The sequence below is a fragment of the Priestia sp. MDV22-iso46 genome (assembly GCF_058629175.1).
In genome coordinates this window covers 1032831-1059827 of sequence record NZ_JBZVWT010000001.1, presented here as the reverse complement: position 1 = coordinate 1059827, position 26997 = coordinate 1032831, and the positions used below count along the sequence as shown (strand labels likewise).

At 37.2% G+C, this 26997-nt stretch carries 26 protein-coding genes; 24 read left to right on the top strand and 2 right to left on the bottom strand.

Annotated features, from left to right (window positions below):
* The first annotated feature begins 40 nt into the window (after positions 1-40).
* The 12 genes from AC4NPH_RS05560 (at position 41) to AC4NPH_RS05505 (ending at position 12352) form a co-directional block, all read left to right on the top strand.
* Positions 41-1996 (top strand): beta-galactosidase, encoded by a 1956-nt coding sequence (locus AC4NPH_RS05560; RefSeq protein WP_160203444.1) that lies wholly within the window; start codon positions 41-43, stop codon positions 1994-1996.
* A gap of 84 nt (positions 1997-2080) precedes the next feature.
* Positions 2081-2650 carry an MFS transporter gene (locus tag AC4NPH_RS05555; protein WP_491938638.1) on the top strand — a complete coding sequence of 190 codons (570 nt, stop codon included), beginning with the start codon at positions 2081-2083 and terminating at the stop codon, positions 2648-2650.
* The gene (locus tag AC4NPH_RS05550; protein WP_491938637.1) at positions 2650-3444 is read left to right on the top strand and encodes an MFS transporter; all 795 of its coding nucleotides are present in this window, start codon (positions 2650-2652) and stop codon (positions 3442-3444) included. Before AC4NPH_RS05555 ends, AC4NPH_RS05550 begins: the two co-directional genes overlap by 1 nt.
* A gap of 117 nt (positions 3445-3561) precedes the next feature.
* A complete protein-coding gene (locus AC4NPH_RS05545; RefSeq protein WP_013056606.1) occupies positions 3562-3807 on the top strand; it encodes a DUF2164 domain-containing protein in 246 nt (81 codons plus the stop codon).
* Between the two features lie 243 nt (positions 3808-4050).
* Entirely contained in the window at positions 4051-5547 is a 1497-nt protein-coding gene (locus tag AC4NPH_RS05540; protein WP_335481539.1) for a CoA transferase, read from the top strand.
* 421 nt (positions 5548-5968) lie between these two features.
* Positions 5969-6166 (top strand): IDEAL domain-containing protein, encoded by a 198-nt coding sequence (locus AC4NPH_RS05535; protein ID WP_013056608.1) that lies wholly within the window; start codon positions 5969-5971, stop codon positions 6164-6166.
* A 226-nt stretch (positions 6167-6392) separates the two neighbouring features.
* Complete coding sequence (locus tag AC4NPH_RS05530) at positions 6393-6812, top strand: universal stress protein (protein WP_335481536.1); 420 nt, start codon at positions 6393-6395, stop codon at positions 6810-6812.
* A gap of 305 nt (positions 6813-7117) precedes the next feature.
* A complete protein-coding gene (locus AC4NPH_RS05525) occupies positions 7118-8494 on the top strand; it encodes a sensor histidine kinase (protein ID WP_053487191.1) in 1377 nt (458 codons plus the stop codon).
* Position 8495: 1 nt separating this feature from the next.
* Positions 8496-9176: a response regulator transcription factor gene (locus AC4NPH_RS05520; protein WP_013056611.1), complete on the top strand. Its 681-nt coding sequence runs from the start codon at positions 8496-8498 to the stop codon at positions 9174-9176.
* 119 nt (positions 9177-9295) lie between these two features.
* Positions 9296-9628: a metal-sensitive transcriptional regulator gene (locus AC4NPH_RS05515; protein ID WP_013056612.1), complete on the top strand. Its 333-nt coding sequence runs from the start codon at positions 9296-9298 to the stop codon at positions 9626-9628.
* 14 nt (positions 9629-9642) lie between these two features.
* Positions 9643-9849, top strand: a complete 207-nt coding sequence (copZ, locus tag AC4NPH_RS05510) for a copper chaperone CopZ (protein ID WP_013056613.1) — start codon at positions 9643-9645, stop codon at positions 9847-9849.
* Between the two features lie 85 nt (positions 9850-9934).
* Positions 9935-12352 carry a heavy metal translocating P-type ATPase gene (locus AC4NPH_RS05505; RefSeq protein ID WP_063671348.1) on the top strand — a complete coding sequence of 806 codons (2418 nt, stop codon included), beginning with the start codon at positions 9935-9937 and terminating at the stop codon, positions 12350-12352.
* A 138-nt stretch (positions 12353-12490) separates the two neighbouring features.
* On the opposite strand, the gene AC4NPH_RS05500 is transcribed toward AC4NPH_RS05505, so the two are convergent.
* Positions 12491-12919 carry a hypothetical protein gene (locus AC4NPH_RS05500; protein ID WP_013056615.1) on the bottom strand — a complete coding sequence of 143 codons (429 nt, stop codon included), beginning with the start codon at positions 12917-12919 and terminating at the stop codon, positions 12491-12493.
* Between the two features lie 228 nt (positions 12920-13147).
* Here AC4NPH_RS05500 and AC4NPH_RS05495 point away from each other — a divergent pair, with 228 nt between their 5' ends.
* From AC4NPH_RS05495 to AC4NPH_RS05480, 4 genes are all read left to right on the top strand, one after another.
* Positions 13148-13705 carry a YdhK family protein gene (locus AC4NPH_RS05495; protein ID WP_013056616.1) on the top strand — a complete coding sequence of 186 codons (558 nt, stop codon included), beginning with the start codon at positions 13148-13150 and terminating at the stop codon, positions 13703-13705.
* A 336-nt stretch (positions 13706-14041) separates the two neighbouring features.
* Positions 14042-15349 (top strand): MFS transporter, encoded by a 1308-nt coding sequence (locus AC4NPH_RS05490; protein ID WP_013056617.1) that lies wholly within the window; start codon positions 14042-14044, stop codon positions 15347-15349.
* Positions 15350-15612: 263 nt separating this feature from the next.
* A complete protein-coding gene (locus AC4NPH_RS05485) occupies positions 15613-15792 on the top strand; it encodes a hypothetical protein (protein WP_013056618.1) in 180 nt (59 codons plus the stop codon).
* Positions 15793-15939: 147 nt separating this feature from the next.
* Entirely contained in the window at positions 15940-16260 is a 321-nt protein-coding gene (locus AC4NPH_RS05480) for a 2Fe-2S iron-sulfur cluster-binding protein (protein ID WP_013056619.1), read from the top strand.
* 225 nt (positions 16261-16485) lie between these two features.
* Here AC4NPH_RS05480 and AC4NPH_RS05475 read toward each other — a convergent pair whose 3' ends face one another.
* Positions 16486-17052, bottom strand: coding sequence for a peptidoglycan-binding domain-containing protein (locus AC4NPH_RS05475; RefSeq protein WP_029321277.1), 567 nt, complete (start codon positions 17050-17052; stop codon positions 16486-16488).
* Positions 17053-17432: 380 nt separating this feature from the next.
* Here AC4NPH_RS05475 and AC4NPH_RS05470 point away from each other — a divergent pair, with 380 nt between their 5' ends.
* The 8 genes from AC4NPH_RS05470 to AC4NPH_RS05435 all read left to right on the top strand — a co-directional run bounded on the left by AC4NPH_RS05470 (position 17433) and on the right by AC4NPH_RS05435 (position 26885).
* Positions 17433-18596, top strand: a complete 1164-nt coding sequence (locus AC4NPH_RS05470; RefSeq protein ID WP_491938633.1) for a YibE/F family protein — start codon at positions 17433-17435, stop codon at positions 18594-18596.
* Positions 18593-19357 (top strand): YibE/F family protein, encoded by a 765-nt coding sequence (locus AC4NPH_RS05465; protein ID WP_098314888.1) that lies wholly within the window; start codon positions 18593-18595, stop codon positions 19355-19357. Before AC4NPH_RS05470 ends, AC4NPH_RS05465 begins: the two co-directional genes overlap by 4 nt.
* A gap of 674 nt (positions 19358-20031) precedes the next feature.
* The gene (locus tag AC4NPH_RS05460) at positions 20032-20382 is read left to right on the top strand and encodes an ArsR/SmtB family transcription factor (protein WP_013056623.1); all 351 of its coding nucleotides are present in this window, start codon (positions 20032-20034) and stop codon (positions 20380-20382) included.
* A gap of 15 nt (positions 20383-20397) precedes the next feature.
* Complete coding sequence (locus tag AC4NPH_RS05455; RefSeq protein WP_016763796.1) at positions 20398-21696, top strand: arsenical efflux pump membrane protein ArsB; 1299 nt, start codon at positions 20398-20400, stop codon at positions 21694-21696.
* A 265-nt stretch (positions 21697-21961) separates the two neighbouring features.
* Positions 21962-24118 (top strand): type IA DNA topoisomerase, encoded by a 2157-nt coding sequence (locus AC4NPH_RS05450; RefSeq protein WP_063671350.1) that lies wholly within the window; start codon positions 21962-21964, stop codon positions 24116-24118.
* A gap of 168 nt (positions 24119-24286) precedes the next feature.
* Positions 24287-24781, top strand: a complete 495-nt coding sequence (locus tag AC4NPH_RS05445; RefSeq protein ID WP_231101718.1) for an HNH endonuclease — start codon at positions 24287-24289, stop codon at positions 24779-24781.
* A gap of 5 nt (positions 24782-24786) precedes the next feature.
* Positions 24787-25215, top strand: a complete 429-nt coding sequence (locus AC4NPH_RS05440; protein ID WP_053487199.1) for an SMI1/KNR4 family protein — start codon at positions 24787-24789, stop codon at positions 25213-25215.
* Between the two features lie 518 nt (positions 25216-25733).
* Positions 25734-26885, top strand: a complete 1152-nt coding sequence (locus tag AC4NPH_RS05435; RefSeq protein ID WP_063671354.1) for a suppressor of fused domain protein — start codon at positions 25734-25736, stop codon at positions 26883-26885.
* Positions 26886-26997 lie beyond the last annotated feature (112 nt).

Below are 26997 nucleotides of genomic sequence, written 5' to 3'. Positions count from 1 at the left end.
TCATTTAATGAAATAAAGAAATAGATAGGAGTAGAGAAAAATGTACATCGGCGTCGATTATTACCCTGAACATTGGCCAGAGAATATGATAGAAGAAGATATCCAAGGCATTAAAGAGCTAGGATCAAACATGGTGAGAATAGGAGAGTTCGCTTGGCATCTTATGGAGCCTAAAGAAGGGCACTATGACTTTTCCTTTTTTGATAGCGTTATCAATAAACTTAAAAAACAGAATATTGATGTTATGTTTGGTACGCCTACTGCCACTTTTCCGGCTTGGCTTGCGAAGCAGCATCCTTCCATTTTATCAAAAGATGAAAACGGGGCGGTCAGAGCCTTTGGAGGAAGACGTCAATATTGTTTTAATTCGCTTCTTTACCGGAAGTATAGCGCCCAGATTACAGAACAACTCGTAAAGCACTACTGCTCAGAAGAAGCAATCGTAGCATGGCAAGTTGACAATGAATTTGGCCATGAAGGCAGTGACATGTGTTACTGCGAACAATGTCATAAAGAGTTTCAGCAGTTTTTGGAAAGAAAATATAAAGATATTAATGAGCTAAATGAAAAGTATGGCACTATTTTCTGGGGACAAACATATAACGAGTTTACTGAAGTGCCTATGCCTGTAAAAACAATTACGACACACAGCCCTTCGCTAAAGCTTGACTGGGCGCGCTTTCGCTCTTTTTCATTAAACAGATACGCTCACGAACAAACGGCGATTGTGAAGAAATATAAAGGTGATCACCAGCTGTTGACAACGAACGTATCAGGAGGCTTCTTTGATAAATGGTTTGATCATGAAGAAAATCTAGAAGTAATGGACTTTGTATCCTATGACAATTATCCGGTATGGGGCGGTCAAACAGAGCCAATTACTCCGGCTCATATTGCACTAGGGCATGATTTTAATAGAGGCTTGCTACATAAAAACTTCTGGATTGTAGAGGAATTAATGGGCGCTCAAGGTCATGATGTCATCGGTTATCTTCCGCGACCTAACCAGGCAAAGATGTGGTCTTATCAGGCTTTTGCTCATGGATGTACGAATATGCTGTATTTCCGTTGGCGCGGAATGACAAGAGGAGCCGAGCAATACTGCTATGGAGTTGTAGGTCACGATAATCATTATGGAAGACGCTACAAAGAAGTTCAGTCGTTATTTAGTGAAATCGTTCATTACGAACATGTACTTGAGTCTGATATTAAATCCGATGTTGCCGTTTTATATGACTATGAAAATATATGGTCATGGCGCTTTCAGCAGCAAAGTGAAGGATTTGACTTTACGCAAGAGCTTCTTAGAGGATATACACCGTTTTATAAGTTGAATACACCTATTGATGTTATTCCTGCTTCGAGAGATTTTTCAAGCTATAAAGTACTGGTTGTTCCGGCTTTGCAAATCATTGATGAAGAACTAGGTAAGAGATTTACTGAATTTACTGAAAACGGCGGCGTGATTATTTTTACTTTTAGAACCGGCATTAAAGACAAACAAAATAACATTCATTTTAAACAGACGCTCCCGGGATATGTAAAAGAAATAACAGGAATTGAAATTCATGAAGTGGAAGCACTGTCTTCTACTCAAAAAGCAGCTATTAAAGGAAAAGGACCGTATGAAGGAGAAGAATCAAGTGCGTCCGTGTGGAGAGATATTATCACGCCTGTAACAGCTGAAGTGCTGTATGAGTATGATGATCCATTTTATAATCAAGCAGCTGTAACAAAAAATCAGTTTGGTCGCGGAACGGTTTATTATGTAGGCTGTGGAATTGAGGAGCAAACGTTTGAAAAAATTGCGCTTGATATTGTGAAACAGCAGCATATTGAGCATAGAGAAAGTGAAGATGGAATTGAAGTATATCCTCGCAAGCTTGGAGAGAAAAGTTATTACTTCCTTATGAACCATACGTCAGAAGTAAAAGTATTTAAAGATATTGTTCTGCAGCCTTACGAAAGTCGAGTTGTGGAAAATATACAGCCGTAATAGAAGACTAGAATCTCATAAAGCAATGAGATTCTAGTCACCAATGATATGAAAGCGTTTTATAGGAGAAGGGAGTTAAGTTATATGAGCATGGGGGTACAGTCAAAAGTTTCTCTAAAAACCGTATTATCATACGGAATGGGGAGTTTTGGAAACAATATTATTTATGCATTAACAAGTACATATTTAATGATTTTTTATACGGATAGCGTAGGATTAAATGCCGCAGCTGTAGGAACTTTATTTCTTATTGCTAGGATATGGGATGGAATTGCAGACATTATTATTGGAATGATTGTTGATAATACAGAAACGAGATTTGGTAAGTTTAGACCTTACCTGTTAATAGGCGGATTTTTTGCAGCTGTTGCTACAGTGGCGTGTTTTATTAGTCCTGATCTTTCTCATACAGGAAAATTAATTTATGCTTATATCACCTATATCGCATGGGGAACAAGTTTTGCCATCATGGATATTCCCTATTGGTCGCTTTCAGCAACGATTACACAAGATGTAAAAGAACGAAATAAAGTAGTGGCTTTTCCTAGAACAATTGCAGCAGTAGGGTCTTTATTTGCTAGTTTATTAACTCTTCCACTAGCTCATTATTTTGGAAACTGGTTTATGCTTATCTTATTTATGCGTGTATTTTAATGATTACAATGATTATTACATTTTCAGGAGTAAAAGAAAACTATACCGTAAAAAGACAGGAAAAGCAGACGCCAAAAGCAGTTTGGAACTTATTTATTCAAAATAAACCGCTGCGCTACCTGATTTTCTCGATGCTCTTAGTCGAAACGATTTTAACAATTCGAACTACTTTTTCTATTTACTATTTTAAATACAATCTAAATGCAGAGAACATCGCGTCTCTTTATTTAACCTTATTTTTTACAGCACAAATTGTAGGGGCGATCGCGTCTCCTTTTATTTCAAATAAATTTGGAAAGAAACGTGCAGCAATAGGGGGAATTGCGCTAAATGCTGTAGCCACTCTTACAATGTTTGTAACCGGTTTTCACGTTATGCCGGTGATGATTTTAAGCTTTTTAGCTTCTTTCGGCGGTGGAGTTAGCAATATTGCGCAAACATCTATGCTTGCTGACTGCGTAGAATACGGCGAGTGGAAAACCGGGAACCGAGCGGAAGGAATGGTTTTTTCTACGAACATTTTCAAAACAAAGGTCGCTTCAGCAGTGGGTGGAGCAGTAGGCGGATATATCCTTTCAGCAGTAGGATACGTGCCAAATCAAATTCAGTCACACAGCACGCTTGTTTGGATTGCTTTAATCTTTACAATCATTCCGGGTATTCTCTGCTTGTTATCACTTGTCCCACTCGCAAAATATGAGTTGACGGAAAAGAGATATTTAGAAATTTTACAAGATATGAAAAAGCGCTCAGGCCGCATAAAAGAAAAACCGGCTATGAAGGTGTCTAGCTAATTAAAATTAGCATCAGCATTGTACACAAAAACAACAAGAAAAAAAGACTGCATTTTCTCAGCTCCTCTTGCTATGATGTCAGGTAGACAGATATCAATGTAAAGAGGAGTTTTGTTTATGTTTATTAATTTTTCAAAAGAAGACAAAGATAAAATGCTGAATGAAATTCAAACGTTTTTTTATAACGAACGAGATGAAGAAATAAGTGAATTTGCAGCGGAAAATGTATTAGAGTTTATTAAAGAACATATCGGTCCTCACTTTTATAACCAAGCAATTAAAGATGCGGAAGATATTATGAACCAAGTCATGCTTTCTGCAGAAGAAAATTTACATGCATTAAAAAAACTAATCGAAAAGTAGTTCAAAAAAGAAAATATGAAATAGGAAAAAAGCGTTTTATGTACAAAAACATAAAGCGCTTTTGTTTGTCTGTGAAACAAATTATTTGTTCGCATAAGTGATATATGATAAATTCGTTTTAAGGTAATATTAACGTTAACGTAAAGGTTATATTTAAAGTGTTTTGATTTAACTCCATGAGGGCATAACTTCAGCAAGCAGGGACATAATGAGGTAATTATATTAGGAAAGAAGGGACTATACTTGAGCAACATTACGAAAGATCAGCTAACAAAATCTATTGTGAAAGCAAATGAAAATCGTTTAACGGATAATAGTGATTTTGATATCTATCAAGAGCTTGAAAATGTGCTTCAAGGAGTAGGTTTATCAGCAAAAGACAGTGGAGGAAACATTACGTTTTACGGAGAAGATCCGGTTGTTCCTAGTACGCTGCGCCTTGCCTCAGCAGCAGCTATTGCACTAGTTGCTAAATCAGTAGCTGTCTCAAAAATTTGGAGAATACGCGGAGGAAAAGGTCAAGATATTCATATGGATTTACGAAAAGCTATCCGAAGATTATCACCTTTTTACGATAAAAAATGGGAAAAGCTTAATGGGTACGCACCAAGTAAAGCAAATGATCCATATAACCCATTAGGCTTTCGCTTTTATCAAACAAAAGATGACAAATGGGTGATGCCGCTGAATCTATATCCACGCTCCAAGCATGAAACGCTAAAGCTGTTAAATTGTATAGAAGACCCTGATGCAGTGGCAAAAGCAATTCGCGGATGGAATGCAGAAGAATTAGAAAAAGCTGCAGCTGAGCGAGGAGTTATCATGCCTGTTGTGCGGACAATTGAAGAGTTTATGAATGAGTCCGTGTATGAAGAAGTAGCGCAGCTTCCTTTAATTGAAATTGAAAAGATTGGAGAAAGTGAGCCGATTCCTTTTTCAAAAGATCCTAAAACGCCGCTAGATGGTATTCGAGCATTAGGGCTTGGTCATGTTATTGCGGGAGCAGGATTTGGTAGAGCTCTTGCCTTACACGGTGCGGACGTCTTAAATATTTGGAAGCCAACGGATTGGGAGCATGATACGATTTACGCTACGTCTAATGTCGGTATGCGCTCTTCAACGCTGGATATCGGTGAAAAAGAAGGAAAAGAAAAAATGGTTGAACTTCTAAAAGAAGCCGATATCTTTTTTGCGAACCGTCGATACGGATTTCTAGAGAGATACGGTCTAACAGCTGAAGAGTGTGCAGAACTAAAACCAGGAATCATCCACTGCACCGTTAACCTGCATGGAACGCAAGGAGAGTGGGCAAAAAGAAATGGATTTGATCAGACAGCGGGAAGTGTAACGGGAGTCATGGCGTTAGAAGGATCGCCAGAAAATCCTAAGCTGCCTCCTATTGTAGTTGTCAATGATTATGCGGTTTCTTGGTTGCTTGAAGTCGGTGCTTTAATGGCACTGGAAAGAAGAGCAAAAGAAGGAGGCAGCTACCGCGTGCGTGTATCATTGGATCGCGTATCTTTATGGATTTTATCAATGGGCATCTATGACAAAGCGTACGCTCATCAAACAGCTGGTTCGTCAGAGAAGCACGAGTACATTGCACCGAATCTCTTTACAGCCCAAACACCTTTAGGATTGTACCAAGGGCTTACAGAACAAATCGAAATGTCGGAAACTCCAGGGAAATATAAGACGGTTCTGGTTCCTCGAGGTTCTTCATGCCCAGAGTGGTTGTGATATCAAGAGGCTGAGACAAAAGTATTTTAGTTGAAGGAAAATCCGAACGATGAATCGAGATTCTTGATAAAGGATCCAACTCGTTCGGATTTTTTCATGGCGATGGTGAACGTGGATTTTGTATATTCTGTTGCTTCTAGCTGTTGATTGGAGGGCAAGGCGAAGACTCCTGCGGGAAAAGCGAAACAGGTGAGACCCCGCAGGAGTGTAAGCGATGAGGAGGCTCACCGGCCGCCCACGGAAAGCGAAGCCTTGCACGGAAATCAATTTAATCCAATTCGTTCGCCTTTGGACTAAATTGATTTTGGTATGTTCCAACCTCATTTTGAGGGGCAAATTTAAAATGAAAAATAAGAAAAAATATTTGAATAATTATATGATTTCTTATATAATAGCGAAAAGGATGAGGAGTTGACTTGTAATGGAAAACTATACGTCCCGCAAAATGACACAAGAAGAAGTAAAAGTATCAGACGCGACAGCAGCTCAACTAGTGCTAAACAAATCTCTTCGTGACTTTAAAAAAGCACAGCTTTTACTGCAAATTGATCAGTCTTTAGAAAAAAGAGATAAAGAAACTTTTTTACGTTTAACTGAAGAGTTAAAAGAAGTTTGTTAAATAACCTACTAACATAAACGATCAGCCTTTGCTTCTAGTGAGCAAAGGCTTTTTATATGGAAAAAAACGGATAAATGTTTTGTTTTTTCTGAAAGCGGTAAAAGTATAGTATGGATGATAAAGCAAAAATCAAGAAGTCTCTTACTTTATTATTTTTTGCTTTATCATCTACAGCATCTAGATGGCAGCGCATCACGAAAGAACAAAAAGAGAGAGGGTTCTTTATATGTATAACAAAATCTTAGTTGCCTTTGACGGTTCGGCACCTTCCATTCGTGCTCTTCAACATGCAAGTAAACTAGCTAAAAGCGTAAATGCCAATAAGCTGACAATTGTACATATTAAGGAAAGAATTCACTTGCAGCAGCCTGTTTTTAGCGTTGACTTAGACGCACTGATAGAAGAAGAAAATCGCGATATTTTATCTGAAGCTCACAATCATTTAACTCAATCAGGTATTCCATATAAGGCATACGGTTTAGAAGGCACCGCTTCAAAGAAAATTATCGAATACGCACATGACAATCAACAAGACGTCATTGTAATAGGAAGCCGAGGAAAGGGCTTTGTTAAAGAGACATTTTTAGGAAGTGTAAGTCACGAAGTTGCTCAATCCGCAGAATGTCCTATTATCATTGTTAAATAAAAAGAGGGTGAGACAAAAGTAGTTTAGTTGAAGAAAAATCCGAACGATGAATCGAGATTCTTGCTGGAGAATCCAACTCGTTCGGATTTTTTTTATGTGATGGTGAACGTAGGTTTCATGTGTATGTATGTGTTGCACGCTTCGCGAGTTCGAAATTTACTGTATGATAAACGTACTTTATACGCTAAGCTGTCAGATACCTGTGGTAAACTGTCAGAGAATAATGGTTATTTAATCAGGTATGCTTTATTCTGCACAGTTTCTTCAATTATTACTTTTATAATGAAAGCAAAGGATGTGAATAAATGAATAGAATTTCTATTAAGCTTGGACTCTTATTTTTAATGTTCATTTTACTAATTGAAGCTGCGCTCTTTTTTTACTTATATAGCGGTCTTGCCAACACACGAATTTCAGAGGAATTAGAAAGTTTGCGTTTAAGAGGAAACAGTCACCGGGAAGTACTAGAGAAGCATCATGATTCGGCTACGCTTAACCATGTTGCACTGATGGAATCTGAAGCAGAAACTGATGTTGTCATAACGGATAAAACAGGAAAGATTATCAGTTCGTCTAGGCCTTTAATTCAAGGTGCAAGAAAAGCAGTAGAGAAATGGAAAGGAAAGTCTCTTACATACAAAGGTGAAATTATGCAAGGCGACTGGAAAAGCAAACCTTATATCGCCACAGCATCACCTATTGAAAAAGGCCGTCAGCAGTTTGGAACGGTTTATATGTTCAAAAACACAAATGATATTCACGAAATGATTGCGAGACTACAGCATCATTTTTACGTAGCAGGAGCTGTTTCCATTTTATTTTCGATTGTGACTATTTTTGCTCTGTCTAAATTTATAACCGCTCCTTTAATCAAGATGAAAAAAGCAACAGAGAAGCTGAGTCAAGGAGACTTGTCTGTAAAGCTGGGTGCTCATTCAAGAGATGAACTTGGACAATTAGGAATGTCCATTCAGTCGCTAGCGAATGAGCTGCAGCGGTTACGAAAAGAGAGAAATGAATTTTTAAGCAGCATTTCACATGAACTTCAAACTCCTTTGATGTATTTAAAGGGCTATGCAGACGTAGCAAGAAGGCCTTCTAATACACCGCAAGAACGTGATAAATATCTTGCTATTGTGGAAGAAGAAGCGGGAAGAATTTCACAGTTAGTCAAAGATTTGTTTCAGCTGGCGCAGGTGGATCAGCATACATTTTTTATTCAAAAACAAAAAGTAGAACTGGCTACGTATTTGCACACCATATGCGCGCATTTTCATTTAGCTTTAAAAGAAAAAGAGATGGAGCTGGACATAAGCTGCTCTCAAGGTCTTTATATTTCACTAGATCCTGAAAGATTTCAGCAAGTGATTATCAATTTACTTGATAACGCAATGAAATATTCAAAAGAAGGGACTAAAATCGATTTAATGGTAAAAAAATCAGCTGAATCATTGACAATAACTCTTAAAGATCAAGGAATAGGCATTCCAGAAAAAGATCTACCTTACGTATTTGACAAGCTGTATCGAGTGGAAAAATCCCGCTCGAGAAAAAGCGGAGGTTACGGATTAGGCTTATCAATTGTAAAGGAGATTGTAGAAGCTCATGGAGGAGAAATAACCATCACAAGCGAGACGGGAAAAGGAACGACTGTAGAAATTGCATTAAGAGAGGATGGATAGGATGACAACGATTTTATTAGTCGATGATGAAGCAAGGATGCTGGATTTACTAGAACTTTATCTGCTGCCAAACGGATTTACATGTATAAAATTTGAAAAAGGCACAGAAGCGCTGCGCTATCTTTATGAAGGTAACAAAGCAGATTTGATGTTATTAGATATTATGATGCCAAGCGAAGATGGGTGGGAGATTTGTCAAAAAGTAAGGAAAATGTCTGATCTACCGGTCATTATGCTCACAGCCCGCAGCCAAACGTTAGATGTAGTAAAAGGATTAAATATAGGGGCAGACGACTATATTACCAAACCGTTTAGCGAAGAAGAATTGGTTGCACGCATCAGCGCGGTTCTTAGACGTTCGTTAAAAGAAAAACATGAAATCACCCACAAAGGGTTAGTATGGAGCAAGGAAGACCACGTATTACAATATAAAAATCAGCACATTCAAGTGACGCCTAAAGAGTTTGAATTAGTGGGGTTACTTCTTCAGCATTTAAATCGTGTGTTCAGCCGGGACGACTTGCTTGTGTTAGTGTGGGGATATGAGGCGGAGATTGGAGACCGTACTATTGACTCTCATGTGCGAAATGTTCGGGATAAGCTAAGAAAAGCGGGCTTTCCTGTAGACGAATACCTGCAAACCGTATGGGGAATAGGCTATAAGTGGGTTGATGTTAGTTGAAAATGATATAAGCATAGCTGGTGAAATTGGTGAAAAGATAAAGTAAGCAGAAGCGAGCTTTTTTCTTTACATAGGGTAGGGGGGTATAGTATCATGAAGTTATGAAGGGAGGATGTTAGATGGTCGAAGCGAATCACATGAATAGTGAAGAAAAATGTTGTACGATAAATAGTGAAAGAAAAAGTCACCATTCTCCAGAAGTGAAAAAAAATCTAACAAGCCGATTAAATCGAATTGAAGGACAAATTCGAGGAATTAAAGGATTAATTGAAAAAGATACGTATTGTGACGACGTGATTACTCAAATCGCAGCTGCGCAGTCTGCTTTAAATAGTGTAAGTAAAATTTTGCTTGAAGGCCACTTGAAGCATTGCATTGTAGAACGTGTGCAAGATGGTGATGAAGAAGTAGTGGATGAATTATTAACAACCATTAAACGATTAATGAAATAAAGGAGATGCTAGAAATGGAAAACGTAACATTATCAGTAAAAGGAATGTCTTGCGGTCATTGTGTCAAAGCTGTTGAAGGCGGCGTAGGCGAACTTAATGGCGTTAAAAGCGTAGAAGTAAGCTTAGAAGATGCAAAAGTAACGGTTGCATTTGATCCAAGTCAAGTAACGGTCGAAGATATTAAAGAGGCTATTGATGACCAAGGTTATGACGTAGCATAAACAGCATCGCGTGCGAATACCTTCGCACGCTTGATTTAGGAAAAATATATACCCCTTATAGGTATATAACAGGAGGCGAAACGTGATGGGTGATAAACAAAAAGAAGCCACCTTGCAAATTACAGGTATGACATGTGCAGCGTGTTCTAACCGAATTGAAAAAGGATTAAAAAAAATAGAAGGTGTAAAAGAAGCAAACGTGAATTTGGCTTTGGAAAGATCTACTATCATATTTGATCCGTCTAAAACAAGTCCACAGGTCTTTGAAGAAAAAATCGAAAAGCTTGGGTATGGAGTTGTAAGTGAAAAAGCCGAATTTGCTATTACGGGCATGACGTGCGCCGCTTGTTCGACTCGTATTGAAAAAGGGTTAAACAAATTAGAAGGCGTGACAAAGGCAAGCGTTAATCTTGCTTTAGAAACGGCTTCTGTTGAATACAGCCCTTCTCAAATAGCTCCGCAAGATATAACGCAGCGAGTTGAAAAACTTGGATACGGAGCAAAGCTAAAGTCAGAAGAAAAAGAAGAAGAGCAAAGCTACAGAGAAAAAGAACTCAGTAAACAAAAAGGGAAGTTTTGGTTTTCATTGATTTTAAGCGTACCGTTATTGTGGGCAATGGTTAGCCATTTTACGTTTACATCGTTTATTCCTTTGCCTCATATGCTGATGAATCCATGGGTTCAGCTCGCTTTAGCTACGCCTGTTCAATTCGTGGTAGGGAAGCAATTTTATGTAGGCGCATTTAAAGCTCTTCGTAACAAAAGCGCCAACATGGATGTTTTAGTAGCATTAGGCACAAGCGCAGCTTATTTCTACAGTTTATACTCTTCTCTTAAATCGCTTGGGTCATCTGCTCATACGGATCAGCTTTACTATGAAACGAGCGCTATATTAATTACGCTGATTCTTTTAGGGAAATTGTTTGAAGCAAATGCCAAAGGCCGTTCTTCAGAAGCGATAAAAAAAATGATGGGCTTACAAGCTAAAACGGCCGTTGTAGTAAGAGACGGAGCGGAAGTTGAAATACCAGTGGAAGAAGTGCAAAAAGGTGAAGTTATTTTTATTAAACCTGGTGAAAAAGTACCAGTAGACGGAGAGATTATTGAAGGGCAATCAGCTTTAGATGAGTCCATGCTGACAGGTGAAAGCGTACCGGTAGATAAAAACGTTGGAGATAAAGTAATCGGAGCTACACTCAATAAAAATGGTTTTCTAAAAATAAAAGCTACGAACATTGGAAAAGAGACGGCGCTTGCGCAAATTATTAAAGTAGTAGAAGAAGCGCAAGGGTCTAAAGCGCCTATTCAGCGATTAGCTGACTATATTTCGGGTATATTCGTGCCAATTGTAGTTGGAATTGCTCTTCTTACTTTCTTTGTTTGGTATATTTGGATTGCGCCTGGCGAATTTGCGCCGGCTTTAGAGAAGCTTATTGCTGTACTAGTGATTGCATGTCCATGCGCGTTAGGCTTAGCTACTCCAACTTCCATTATGGCGGGGTCGGGCCGCGCAGCAGAATTTGGTATTTTATTCAAAGGCGGCGAGCATTTAGAAGCAACGCATAAAATCGATACGATTCTTTTAGATAAAACGGGAACTGTGACAAATGGAACCCCCGAGTTAACCGATGTGCGTATTGCACAAGGATACAAAGAAAATGAGCTATTACAGTTAGTTGCATCGGCTGAGCGTTTATCAGAGCACCCTCTAGCTCAAGCACTCGTAGCAGGTATAAAAAATAAAGGTATAGAGATTCAAGACCCGTTATCTTTTGAAGCTATTCCAGGGTATGGAGTAAAAGCAACTGTACAAGAGCGAGAGCTGTTAGTGGGAACAAGAAAGCTTATGAACCAGTATAAAGTGAATATTGATACAGCCTTAGAAGAAATGACAAATTTAGAACAAGAAGGAAAAACAGCCATGCTCGTTGCTCTTGACGGAAAATATGCCGGCATGCTTGCTGTTGCAGATACCATTAAAGCAACTTCTAAAGAAGCAGTTTCCAGGTTAAAAGAAATGGGCTTAGAAGTGATGATGATTACAGGTGATAATCGTCAAACAGCTCAGGCTATTGCGATGCAAGCGGGTATTGAGCATGTTATAGCAGAAGTGTTGCCAGAAGGAAAAGCAGAAGAAGTGAAAAAGCTTCAGCAGCAAGGTAAAAAAGTCGCAATGGTAGGAGACGGTATTAACGATGCTCCTGCACTTGCGTTAGCTGATATTGGAATGGCCATCGGAACAGGAACGGATGTAGCGATGGAAGCCGCTGATATTACGCTGATGCGAGGAGACTTGATGAGCATTGCAGATGCGATTGAAATGAGTAGAAAAACGATTTCTAATATTAAGCAAAATTTATTCTGGGCAATGGGCTACAACACGCTTGGTATTCCAATTGCAGCAGTTGGGCTGTTAGCTCCTTGGGTCGCTGGAGCCGCAATGGCCTTTAGTTCTGTATCGGTTGTATTAAATGCACTGCGATTGCAGAGAGTGAGGCTATAAGATATGAAAAAGTGGATCATCTCAGCTATTTTGTACGTGCTCGCAGTCATAGCAGTATATGCTATGTGGGCAATATAAACTAAAAAATATTGGAGTCATCGAGCCACTCTCGGTGAAAGTGATCCAAAAGCAAAGCTGCTAAAGAATATTCTTTAGCAGCTTTGTTAGGTGCAAGGAATTTTTTTGGCTTAATTCATACCCTTTAAGATGAAGGTCCTGGGGATACTTTTGATGAGCAATTAACACATCGCGTCCATCATCCATAATCCAAATGAAATAATGACGGCTAGAACCATCTCCATAGGTAATGGTCATTTTGCAATCGATGCTCCCAGCAGATTCTTCATCTAAGAGAATGTTCATATGCTGTGCCTTTTTTATACTATTGGTGAATGCATTCATATCTTGTTCATCGATAAATGTTTTGAGCGTTTTCATTTTAATGGACGTTACTTCTATCTTTTGTACGCTAGATGAGAGCGCGGAGTGTGCGAAAGCAAAGGGGGCTCCCATCACCAAGCTAACTGCAAGTAAGAGTGAGGATAGAGCAAAGCGTATTTTTAGCATGTTTCTTTCCTCCTTTTATTTTTATACTTTTTCCTTGTGGTAAGTGTTTCATACGAAAGCCTTTTTTAGGCACAGGAATTTTTCGTACCCAATTACCTTCATCTTCACAAAATCTGCACAAAGTCTGGCTACAATAAAGAAAAGTAGAAGAGTAGGCAAAGATAAGTTGTTTTTAAGGATTAAATGATTTTTATTTTAAAATTTATTATGTGGAAAAGAGGGACTGTTATGAAAAAACAGCTATTTATTCTTGGTGCATCTGTCATTATTGGACTAAGCGGATGCGGAAACGATTCTAGTCATGAAAAGCCTTCAACTGACAAAAACGAATCCATGCACGATCACTCAGAGATGAATCACTCTAGTTCAGGAGAGGTTCCAAAAGGATTAAAGCAAGCTGAGAATCCAACATATAAAGTTGGAGATAAAGCCGTTATAAAAGCAGATCATATGAAAGGCATGAACGGGGCTGAAGCAACAATTGTTGGTGCTTACGCCACTACGGCCTATACCGTTTCGTATACGCCAAAGACTGGCGGCAAAAAAGTAAAAAATCATAAGTGGGTTATTCAAGAAGAAATAAAAGATGCGGGTAACGAACAGTTAAAGCCAGGTAGCGAAGTGACGATTGAAGCAGATCATATGAAAGGTATGAAAGGGGCAAAAGCAACGATTGATTCAGCCGAAAAAACAACGGTGTATATGGTAGACTACAAACCGACTACAGGCGGAGAGAAAGTAAAAAATCACAAATGGGTAACCGAAAGTGAACTTTCAACCAAATAGACTGTTAGCGAAAAAAGAGGCTGGTACAAAAGTGTTTTAGGTGAAGGAAGGTCCGAACGATGAATCGAGATTCTTGATTGAGAATCCAACTCGTTCGGATTTTTTCATTGTTATGGTGAACGCAGGTTTCATGTAGGTAGTGGCTTCTAGCTGTAGTTTGGATTGATTTAGTTATGACTCAATCTCTTTTTGTTTACTTCTTGTTTTATGTTTTATAATGATGAATTTCTGACATGATGTATGAAGAAAACGCATGTTTCTTTCAAAAGAAGTTGCGGTATTAAGTAGAATGCTACGGTAATAAAACGAACAAACTACTGATGAAAGGAGCTAGCTATGAGTGAACATACAGTAAAGCGAACAGGACGCACACGATGGTTCATTTCATCTTTGTTAAGCAGTATGATTATTTTAAACTATTTTGATCGTGTAGCGGTGTCAGTAGCCGCTCCTGCAATACAAGATGCATTTCACTTAACAGGAACAGAGCTCGGAATTGTCTTTTCTATTTATACGTATTCTTATACGATCATGCAAATACCTGCCGGAAGCTTGCTTGATCGGTTCGGAGTAGCTTGGGTGACAAGAGTCGGTATGGTGATTTGGAGTTTATTAACGATGTCGATGGCTTTTTTGCAAGGAAAACTTCTTCTCTATATTGTCCGGTTTTTAATAGGAATAATGAGTGCTTCCGCATTTCCGGCAGCATCAAAAGCTACGTCGCTATGGTTTCCTCCAAACGAAAGAAGCTTACCAAATTCTTTGTTTGATTCAGCGGCCAAATTTTCAAATGTACTTGGCGCGCCTCTTGTAGCGTTTCTCATCACCAAATTTGATTGGCGCACAGCATTTTTATCCATTGGAATTATAAACGTGCTGTTTACGCTGCTGTTTTGGTTTTATTACGAAAAGCCAGAAAAGCATAGACGTATATCAGATGATGAGTTGAAGTATATTCAAGAAAATAATCTAAATGCAAACGATGAGCAAACATCAAAATTTTTACATACCTTAAAAGTATTATTTACGAATCGAAAAGTTTGGGGGCTCATGATTGGGTTTACAGGCTATGGATATACGTTTAATTTACTGTTAACGTGGCTGCCAACTTTTTTAAAAGAAAAATACGGTATGGATATCATGTCATCGGGTCTGCTTACGGCAGTACCTTGGCTAATTGCTACATTTGCTGGCATTTTAGTTGGCGGCTGGCTTGTTGATTACCTTATAAAAAAAGGGTATAACAGTCAAAATGTATATCGTACGATCATTGTAGTAGGGTTATGCTTAGGGTTTGTGTTTTTAGGCTCTATTTTCACCGATAATGTCGTCGTAGCGATGATTTGTATTTCGATTGGACTGGCAGGTATATCTGCAACGGCACCAATCGGCTGGTCTATTTCTGCTGAAATTGCGCCTGCAGGCTCTATTTCTCTTCTCAGTTCTATTGTTAATTTAGCTAATAATTTGTTTGGTGGAATTATAGCTACAGCTTTAACGGGATATCTTTTAGATAAAACTGGTTCTTTTAATCTAAGCTTTATTGTAGCGGGAATTGTATTGTTGCTAGGCTTAATTTTTTATATTTATGTGCTTGGAGATATTAAACAAATTAAAATTCCAAAAAAACAACATATAAAGTAAAAAGCTCGAGACAAAAGTAGTGCAGGTAAAGTCAGACACGAACTATTTATCATGAATGGATGAATAGTTCGTGTTTTTTATGATCATGGTGAATTTGTTTGTCTGAAATTTAAGATAGGTGCGTATTTTAAAATAGAATTGTTAGTATAGCATGTTCTTAAAAAGGTTAAGCTGGTTTTTATGAAGAAATTCTGTGTCTATTTTTGTGATTTCAGCAGAAGTAGATATGAACCGCACTATAAAAAATAGAAAGGCAGAGGAACATGGATCACAAAGAAAGTGAAAACAACACTGAGTTAAAACAAAGCCACTCATTAAAGGAGCCTCAACGCGTAGAATTATCTAAGTATCAAATTTTAAAAGCACTGATACCTGTTATTATACTTGGGATTGTCGTTTTAGTTGCCGTATTACAAAATGATGGTCTTCTTAATTGGATCTAGGCATGCAAAAGGGGCCTGTAACGTACAAACAAGCGTCGCAATCAGTAGAAATAATGGATTGTAACTTATTTAGGCATGCAATAAAAAGAAACTGCATATAGTGTAATTTAAATCGCTTGTACACAGTAGAGGGAAAGAGGGAGATACATGCCAAGAGTAACCGTTTTAGGACACGGAAGTTTTGAAGTGGAAAAAGGAAAAAAGCTTGTCTTGGCACTTGAAGACAATGGTATAAATATTCTTCATCGGTGCGGCGGGAAAGCCAAATGCACAACTTGCAGGGTAGAAGTGCTCGAAGGTGAATATTGTGATTTAACACACGCGGAGAAAAATGCATACTCAGAAAGTTCAATTGAAGATCACTTGCGCTTATCATGTCAAATTCGTGTAAATGAAGATATCACCGTTCGACCAATACTAACGGTAGAGAGCTCAGGACGAGAAGCAGGACCTCGACCCGCAGAGTAGTCATGTAATTGCAAAAAGCAGCGCGTGGAATGTTTACATGCTGCTTTTTGTATTTTTACCTAAAAAAATAACAAGAACAGCGACGGGGAGTAACAGCTGTTCTTGTTCAAGTAAAATACCTACGGAATGATTCCTTTAAATTTTAGCATTCTGTAAGGCGGGCAGTAAATCACTCAAAAGAGTGATTATAAAGGTTTTTTTGCGAACCGTTATTTGTAAATAGATTTAATTGGATGCTTCAATCACATCTCCATTTTTGTAAATATGATACCACCCTATGGTACCTGATCCTCCTTGATCCATCCAGTCTTTATTTTTTGCTACGAATCTATAGTAAGCTTTATCGTTGTTATCTTTCCGTAAGCGGTCGTCTGTACTGAAAACAATGTTGTCACCGAGTTCTTTTTTACCGAATGTAATAGCCGTGCTGACAGGAAATTGCTTTCTTTCTACCTTGTTCTCATCTAAAGCTGCCCATGTTAAGGGGCCAACAATACCATCTGAAGACAAGCGGTGATCGGTTTGAAATTCTTTTACTACATTTTGCGTTTGCGTACCGAAAATTCCATCAACTGATGTGTTATACTTCACATCCTTTAAGCTTTGCTGTAAATCTCTTACGTAGCTAGAGTGAGAACCTTTACGAAGCGTAGGCCTCGTTTCTGCTTTAGCCTCAATTTTTTTTGAGTAGGCATCTTTAGCAGCTGCTTCAGTAGTTGGAGTGCTGAATGCTACGCATGTTGTTACAAGTGTAAGAGTAGAAAGCATGACAAGTGTTTTTTTCGTTAACATGAAATAACCTCCTTGTTTTTAGCAACTATTTGTCGCTTTTCATGAGTTTTATAACTAATCAGTAGCTATAAAGTCAATTTATTATAGCGCAGACAGTTTTCTATTTGTTTTTATATTCCTATGATTATATAAGATAGTCATAAAAAACTAGTGAAGTAGATAAATCGTTCTATGTTTTCACTATAATTTCACTTTTCTCTGATACAGTACGGAATGAAAAATAGCATGTGGAGTGTCTTGCATGATCATAGTGTGTTTTGCTGTATAGCGCCCATAATAAATAAACGAATGAAAAGACTGCAAAGGGTCTTAGATCTCTTTGCAGTCTCTTCATGTTCAAGAGCTCTGCGTTCAAATAATAACCAGAAAGGAATTATGTGATGTCACCTCTGTATTTCCAGCATATAAGGAATCTTTTTTCGAAGCAAAAGTTTAATAAATTATCGCGTAAACAAATCTTTCTCTATATACTAGGAATTTGCTGTTTGTGTATAGCGCTAATAGTAACAAACCACAATTATTCGCTTTATAAAAAACCGATAGCGGAGGTAGTGAAGACGAATGTTGTAGAACAACATAAATCTACTGATTTAAATCATAATAAAGATACCGTGTATTCTCAGGAAATTGTTGCTAAAATCATGAACGGAAAATATAAAGGAAGGCTTATCCATTTAGAGAATACGTACTCATACTCAGGTGCTTATGATCAAAAGTACAATGTCGGAACAGATCTTTTTGTCTCCTTAGAAAAGAATTCACAGCATGCTTTAAGCGGCACGATTGAAGGAGTGAAGCGGGACAAGCAGGTTACCGCTGTCGCAGGCTTATTTATACTGATTTTGCTGGCGATTGGAAAAAAACAAGGTTTTTATTCAATTATCAGCTTACTTATTAATATTGTTCTTTTAATCGGAGCCTTAAATGTATATCTAGCACTAGGGAATGTGAGCTTGCTAGCTGTATGTATTGTTGCGGTCGTTCTTTTTACGGTTATTTCTTTATTATTAGTAAGCGGTAATCAAGAAAAAACGCATGTAGCAATTATTTCAACTTTAATAGGTACGTTTATTTCTCTGTTAATTGCATACATCGTTATGCAGCTAACAGATTCTAATGGTCTTCATTATGAAGGAATGGAGTTTGTGACGATTCCTCCTCAAAAAATATTTATGAGTGAGGTACTAATTGGATCTTTAGGAGCTGTCATGGATGTAGCTATTACGATTACTTCTTCTGTCTATGAACTATATGAAAAGAATAAAGAGATAGCGCACAAAGACTTACTAAAATCGGGCAAGGAAATTGGCGGAGACATCATGGGAGCCATGACGAATATTTTATTTTTTTCATATATAAGTGGAACAATTCCAATGGTTCTTCTTTATTTAAAAAACGGCTCTCCTTTAGGATACACGTTTTCGATGAATTTTTCGTTAGAGTTAATCCGTGCTCTTACTGGCAGTATTGGCATTGTGCTAACGATTCCAATTACACTCTATCTTTCGATTCTTTTTATTTTTAGGAAGGGGAACAGAAAGTGAACGTTTTACTATTGCTTGCTCTTATTTTATTTATTTTGATGAGTATTGTGGGCGGAAAAAAAGGGGTTAGATCGTTCCTTGCTTTGTTCTTGAATTTTGGCGTTATTTTTCTAACCATTCTCTTTATGCTGTCTATAAAAAATACGATTATTGTTACGTTAATCGCTTGTACAATCATTAGCTGCATTAATTTATTTTATATTAATAAATTCAATCATAAAACGCTTGCTGCGTTTGTTTCAACGATTATTACCTTAGCCGTTTTAGTACTCTTTATTTTTATCATTGAACATCATGCCATGATTCAAGGGTTTGGAGAAGAACAAGAAGAAGAAATTAACGCTTTTTCACTTTACGTTGGAATTGACTTTGCTAAAATAGCCATTTGTACCATTATTATGGGAGCCATAGGAGCAATCATTGATATTTCGCTATCTATTTCATCTTCTATGAATGAATTATTTGTTCATGATCTGTCCGTAACTAAAAAAAATCTCTTCAATTCAGGATTGAAAATCGGAAGAGATATTTTAGGCACCACAACCAATACACTGTATTTTGCATTTGTAGGGGGATATTTAACTTTAATTATATGGTTTAAGAGATTGTCGTATTCGTTTGGAGATATTATCAATTCAAAAACCTTTTGTGCAGAAGTCATTTCTATCTTGAGCGGAGGCATTGGTGTAGCTATTATTATTCCGATTACTTCTTGGATTAGTGCTTCTATTTTCTTACAACAAAGAGAAAAAGCGAAGTAAGTTCTGAAATAAGCGGATTAATTAAAAAGAGGCCGGGACATAACTAAATGAATCCAACCTAAAGATGAACAAATGAGATACATGAGCTGAACCGCTTATGACACCGCAGTTGATTTCCGTGCAAGGCTTCGCTTTCCGCGGGTGGGCGATGAGCCTCCTCGTCGCTTGCGCTCCTACGGGGTCTCATCTGTCCCGCTTTTCCCGCAGGAGTCTTCGCCTTGCCCTTCAATCAACTGCTAGAAGGAACGAAACAGATGAAGCAGTATTCACCATAACCAAAAAAACGAACCACTCATCGAACATGTTGATCAAGGGTTCGTTTTTTACTTGGGCTAAAATACTTTTGTCCCAGCCTCTTTTTGTGACAAAGTTTAAATGAAAAGAAAGCTTAACGAGAATTAACGAGAATTCATGAATTTCAAAAAGATAAGACAGGAAAAAGGACAGTTGGGGCAGCTGACAGGATGAATCTTATGATGAAAATTGTCAACTATATAAATTACATCTATTAAAAAACAGCCTAAGAATCAGACCTAGTTATTATTCTTCATAGTTCATCCATTGCATTTTGCTAGAAGAGTTGTAAATAATATATAAATCAATTATAGTAATGAGCATTAATACATAAGCACATTATTATCTATCAACTAAAAGGGAGTAGGAGGTATTCATTAATGAGCACAAAATCTATAGATAGTATTGAAAAGGCAGCCCAAATCTTAAAATTATTGGGAGATAAAACAAGGCTTTCGATGGTGAAATTAATAGAGAACAATGAATGCTGTGTGTGTGAGTTCGTAGATATCTATCAAGCTAGCCAACCTTCAATTAGTCAGCATTTACGAAAATTAAGAGATGCTGAGCTTGTGAAGGAAAGAAGAAAAGGGCAATGGGTTTTTTATTCTCTTAATAAGGAAAGCCAGTACTATGAGTTCGTTCTGGGCATACTTGAATCTGTGCCAAGTCAGGACGAACGTTTAAAAGAGCTGGAAAAACAAGGACTGCGTATTAGTTGTTGTGAATAATTGGAGGTTTAAAAAGTGGCATCAGTTGTACTAGCATCATTGATTTTTTTAGTAACATTAATTTTTGTCATTTGGCAGCCGAAAAATTTATCAATCGGCTGGTCGGCTTGCGGGGGAGCTATGATTGCTTTACTGGCAGGCGTTGTTGATTTTCAAGACGTTCTTGAGGTAACCAGCATTGTGTGGAATGCGACTCTTACGTTTATTGCTATTATTATTATTTCTTTAATTTTAGATGAAATTGGTTTCTTTGAATGGGCAGCGCTTCATATGGCTAGAGCTGCAGGAGGGAACGGCGTGCGTATGTTTGTTTACGTGTCTCTTCTTGGAGCCGTTGTAGCAGCGCTATTTGCTAATGACGGAGCAGCGTTGATTTTAACACCCATTGTACTAGCCATGGTTCGGGCATTAAAGTTCGACGATAAAATGGTTTTTCCGTTTATCATCGCAAGTGGATTTATTGCAGATACAACGTCGCTGCCCCTTGTTGTTAGTAACTTAGTAAATATCGTATCAGCCGACTTCTTTGGTATTAGCTTTTCTGAATTTGCATCACGCATGATTGTTCCAGATTTGGTTTCTCTGTTTGCAAGTATTATGGTCTTATATCTGTATTTCCGCAAAAGAATTCCTAAGAAATACAATGTAGCAGATTTGCAGAAGCCAGTGGATGCCATCAAAGATGAAAAGATGTTTCGGTTATCCGGAATTGTCTTAGTTTTGTTAGTGCTAGGCTATTTAATTGGAGAATTCTTCAGCGTCCCTGTTTCGATTATTGCAGGTATTATTGCTATTCTGTTTTTGATGATGGCCAAAAAAAGCCGAGCGGTTCATACAAAAAAAGTGTTACAGGGAGCTCCATGGGCGATTGTCTTTTTCTCTATCGGCATGTATGTCGTTGTATACGGCTTGCGTAATGCTGGTTTAACAGAAATTCTGGCTGACGTGATCCAAGCAACAGCCAGCCATGGACTGTTTGCAGCAACAATTGGTATGGGATTCACTGCGGCTATTCTTTCATCGATTATGAACAATATGCCAACCGTTATGATTGATGCACTGGCAATCGATGCAACACACGCAGCCGGAACAATCAAGGAAGCATTGATTTATGCAAACGTCATTGGATCGGATTTAGGTCCGAAAATTACCCCGATTGGTTCTTTAGCGACGCTTTTATGGCTTCATGTTCTTTCAACAAAAGGCGTGAAGATTTCATGGGGAACGTATCTTAAAACAGGTATTATCTTAACGATTCCGACATTGTTTATTACGCTTGTTGGTTTGTATATTTGGTTATTGATTATTTCATAACACGTCCTAAAGGAGATTTGTTTTAGTCGATATGATAATGGCTGTTGCCAGAAAAATTCAGATGTGTATCGAAGCTGTAGAAAATGATCTACAGCTTTTTTATTGAAAAGGTATAACGGATAGCGACACGTTTTTAAAATGAGATAGGTATTTCTCATCTAAGCTACTTTTCTCTTCATTCATACTCCAACAGCTCTTTCTATGATAAAATAATAAAACTAAGTAAGTTTATTTTGGAAATTTTAAACGTAAGGTGATTAATTAAATGAAGTTAATTATTGCAGAAAAACCATCTGTCTCAAAAAACATTGCAGATGCACTAAAGATAAAAGGCCGACAAGACGGCTACTTTGAGGGAAATGGCTACATTGTTACATGGGCATTCGGACATTTACTTCAATTATATGATGCAAAAGATTATGACGATAAGATGTCCACATGGAAAATGGAAAACTTCCCATTTATTCCGCAAGTTTTTAAGTATAAAGTGAAAAGTAATCCTCGCGATAGAGAAAAGCCTGATACAGGTGCTAAAAAACAACTTAAAATTATCCAAAGCTTGATGAGGAGACCTGATGTTGATGGAATTATCTCGGCTTGTGACTATGATCGTGAAGGTCAAGTCATAGGAGATAGTATTATCTATAATCTGAAGACCGATAAAACTGTTTATAGACTTTTATTAAACGAATGGACACCGGCTGAGGTTATGAATGGGCTGGAAAATATTAAGCTGAATACAGAATTAAGACCTTTACAGGATGCTGGCGTTAGCCGTCAATGGGCTGACTGGGTTATTGGAATTAATCTGACATCCGTGGCTACTCTTAAATACCAAAAAGGTAAAGGGAAAGCTCTGAACATTGGTCGAGTTTTATTACCAACTTTAAAAATTATTTATGATCGAGATAAAGAAATTGAAAAATTTGTTCCAGAGAACTATTACAAACTTCAAGCAACCTTTAAAACAAAAAAAGAACAAGAGTATGAAGGAACGTATATTGAAGGTAAAGAAGAGAAGTTTAAAAGTAAAGAAACCTTAGAAGAGATTCAGCAAAAACTAATTGATAAATCAGGAATTGTAAGCGATAAGCAGGTACAAAAAAAGAAGGAATACCCGCCATTTTTATTCAATCTATCCAACTTACAAGGATATATTACGAATAAATACAAAGGTTGGACCTCTGATAAAGTGTTAAAAGTAGCGCAATCTCTGTATGAGAAAAAATTCATCACATATCCACGTACGGCCAGCGTAGCTCTGGAAGAAAGTTTAGTAGGTAAGACGGCAAAGGTTCTAGAAACGCTAACAGAAGATTTACCATACAAAGACGAAGTGAAGTTTGTTAAATCAAAAAGAATTTTTGATAACTCTAAAGTAGAGAGCCATAGTGCAATTGTACCTACTTATTTGAAACCTAAAAAGTTATCAACTGATGAAGAACAAGTTTATCAAGCAATTAAAAATAGATTCATTATGCAATTTATGCCTGTAGCTGAGTATGAGGAAACAAGAATTGAAACGAAAATTACTGGTGCGGATTTAAAAGGGTTATTTATCTCTAAAGGAAAAGTTCAGCTCGTAGAAGGGTGGAAGAAAGTAGAGAAAGTTCAATCTAAGGATACGATTCTGCCTCTTGTACAAGTTAATGATGACGTAGATTTAGTGAAGCATGAAATCACTACACATGTGACAAAGCCACCTAAGCAGCATACAGAAAGAACGTTGCTTCGAGTTATGGAGACATGTGGAAAGAACTACGATGGAGAAGGTACGGATGAAGAAAGCCTAAATGCGATTTTAAGTGGATTTAGTATCGGTACACCTGCAACAAGAGCTGAAACGATAAAAAAATTAAAAGATGTTGGTTATATAACAACACAGAATAAGAATTTACTTTGTACGGAGCTTGGAAGAAAGCTGATAGAAACCTTCCCGATCAAAGATTTATTTAATCTCGAATTTACAGGTCGTCTTGAGAAATCGTTGAATGATATTGAGAAAAGAAACTTTACAAAAGATGAGTTCTTACAGTTGATTTTTGATTTTACTACAAAGGCAGTAGAAACAATCAAAAATGAGAAAGAAGTTACAATTAACGAAGTAGCTTCTCAGCGTAAATCGAACGAAATAATAGGTAAATGCCCGGTTTGTGGTCATGCTGTAATTGAGGGGCAAAAAGGGTTTGGCTGTAGCAATTGGAAAAATGGCTGCAAGTTTGTTATTTGGAAGAATGACAAGTTCTTAGCAACAATGAAAAAGAAGCCTACTAAGACTATGGTAAAGGCATTATTGAAAAATGGTATTGCTCCTGTGAAAGGTTTAACGAGTAAAAAAGGGAATAAGTTTGATGCGAAATTAAGATATGAAAAGAATGCTGATAATGAGTATTTTAGTTGGAAAATGGAGTTTGAGAAGTAAGTTTTTTATTAGTATTAATAATGAAGGAGGTAGTTGTCATTTTTTTAAGACACCTACCTTCTTTTTTATATCAATAAAGACGCTAAACGTTATCGAAATAAAGAGACAGGGCAGTTTACTCGTGGTCCAAATCTTGTTCACGAAGCTGGAAGCGGGAACGTTCAACCTTTGGAAGTACCGGTAGTAGAATCAGTTACAGTTAATAAGCAGAATGATTCAATGAAGGGTACGTCAGTGTTTGATCCTGATTTAGTAAAAGCATATTTAAAGGATGTTGAATCCAAAACAAGGTTAAAGGTTCACAAAATACAGGTGGAATTTCTAAAAGAATCCTTAAGAAATAATAAATTTGAAAAATTAACACCTAAAGAAACAGCTAAGCATAGAGGTAGATTTACTACAAGCCTAAAAAACAAGTTAATTGAAGAATGGGAAGAAAAAACCAATCAAAAGTGGCCACGATATACAGAGGAAGTATATGATCAAAGTGGAGAAATTGCTAGACATATTGGTCAACCATACGATGCTCATCATCTTATAGAAAACAATTTTTCTGGTCCTCATGAATGGTGGAATATTCATCCTGCTAAATACCCTGACGAGCATCAGCAGGGGATTCATGGAAAAGGAGCACCATCAAGAATGTTATTCCCTAGGAGGTAATAATAATGGCGGATTTTAAGTTTATTAATAATGGAGAAAATAAAATTTATAATTTATCTGAAGAGGAGATTTTAAAAGCGGAAGACAGAATGGGTATCCGTTTTCCCGATGATTTAAGACAGTTATATTTAGAAGTTGGATATGGGTTCATTAAAGAGCCAAGTAATAATGCAATCAATAGAATTATGGGACCAGGAACGGTAGCAAATGTCAAATTACGAGAAGGAGTTTTTGAATTCGATCCAGATTTAGAGGAACTGGATGAAGAAGATAAACTTATTTTCTTTGAAGTGAATGAGGGGATATATATATCGTTAGATTTAAAATTGCCCAATAATCCAGTTTTTTATTTTGACACTCAGATAGCAGACTCATTAGAGGATTTTTTAAAGAAATTTATTAATGATAATGAGTATTACATTGATTTAGAATAATACAATGCTTAAATAATAGGTAAAATAAAGAACCCAACAAAAAAACCATTGGCTAAGGCTTAGCCAATGGTTTTTTTAGGTAGATATTGTTAAGAAGATTCACTCTTAGGAAGACGAACTATTCATTTCAAGAATATAAATTCATTATATTCAAATGTAGAAAAATAGTCCGTGATATAGCGTTTTTAAATAAATTAACGAGAAATAAAAACACTCCAATTTATGTAGTTTACAACACTGTCAGCGTGGAAAATGAAATTTTCTGGAGTTTTATAATATGTTTAGAAATGCTTGTAGGTCAAGATTTTAAGAGGGGGTCAAATTTCAAATGAACTATAGTTCCCATTTAAGTATCATTATGTAGATAGTAATAATCTGTTAGGATATAATTGTAAAAATTACAATAATACACATAGAAGATGCTAAGAAAAGTAAGAGATGCTGGTGGAGATAGGGAAGACATGGTAGAAATGCTTGAAAAGCTTGGTGACATTGCCAAGAGGAGGAGGTAATTAGAAATGGATAATAAACAAATTGCAAAAGAAATTCGTTCGGCTATAAAAAAAAGCGATATTGAAAAGGTAGTTGAATTAATCGGCTCCGATGCTGAACGTTTAAATATGATGACCCCTTTTGGAACCTGGCTTCATGTTGCAGCTTCTAGAGGAGAGTTAGATATTGTTAAGAAACTAATAGAACTCGGTGCAAATGTTAATGTACTTGGAGGAGTGTATGGTGGCGGAGCATTGAACGAAGCAGCTTCTGCAGGTCATATTGATATAGTCAGGTATCTATTATCTTGTGGAGCAGATATGGATGTAAGCGATCCAGAAAGAAATCCATTGTTTGGTGCAATTAGTAATGGTCATGCTAATATTGCAGAACTATTAATTGAAAGTGGTATAGATACGAATGTTACATATAGTGGTGAATCTATGAGAGAAGTAGGCGCATTGACTTTTGCAAAGGAACAAGGCCAAAAAGAAATTGTTAAGTTGTTAGAAAGTCAGGGAGGGCTCTCTACAGATGTAACTACAACAAATCATACTGATCAGGACCGTCATATTGAGGTCTTAAATCATATTACGAAGCAATTTGGTCCTATTGAAGATACTATAAGTGAAACTGTTCCAGGTAGTAGAGTATCAGTTACTATTCACATAATCCCTCCGTCAGTGAATAAAGATTTCGTCACGCTTGTAACGACTGGTATGAGTGATGAACCTATGGATTATTCAGATGAAGAAAGAACATTTAAGTATGCAGAGCTGTTACTAAAGTTACCTTCAAGTTGGGTAGTCGAAAAGGATAATATGAAAGATCCAAATCATTATTGGCCCTTTGGATGGTTAAGGAACGTGGCTCATATTCCACACCTTTATGATGGATGGCTTGAGGAAGGAGTTATTCTTCCAAATGGAGAACCTCCTCAGCCATTTGCATCAAATACAAAATTATCATGCGTAATGATCTGTCGTCCTCAAGAGTCCGGACTGGCTAACGTTCATACTCGAGATAAAGACATAAATATGTATACACTTGTTCCTATCTATGAAGAAGAAAGAAAGCTTGCATTGGAAAAAGGGTATGAGTATCTGCTAGAAAGAATGAATGAGAAAGGAATCACCGATGTTTTGGATATAAATCGGATAAATGTGGGAATGCAATAATACGTGTAGATAGTTCATGGACAGGGGTTTTTTTAGAATTTACCTAATAATATTTTTTCTTGTTGAAGCTAATTGTCAATAACAATTGAAAATTTTAGTTAGAAGATGGAGT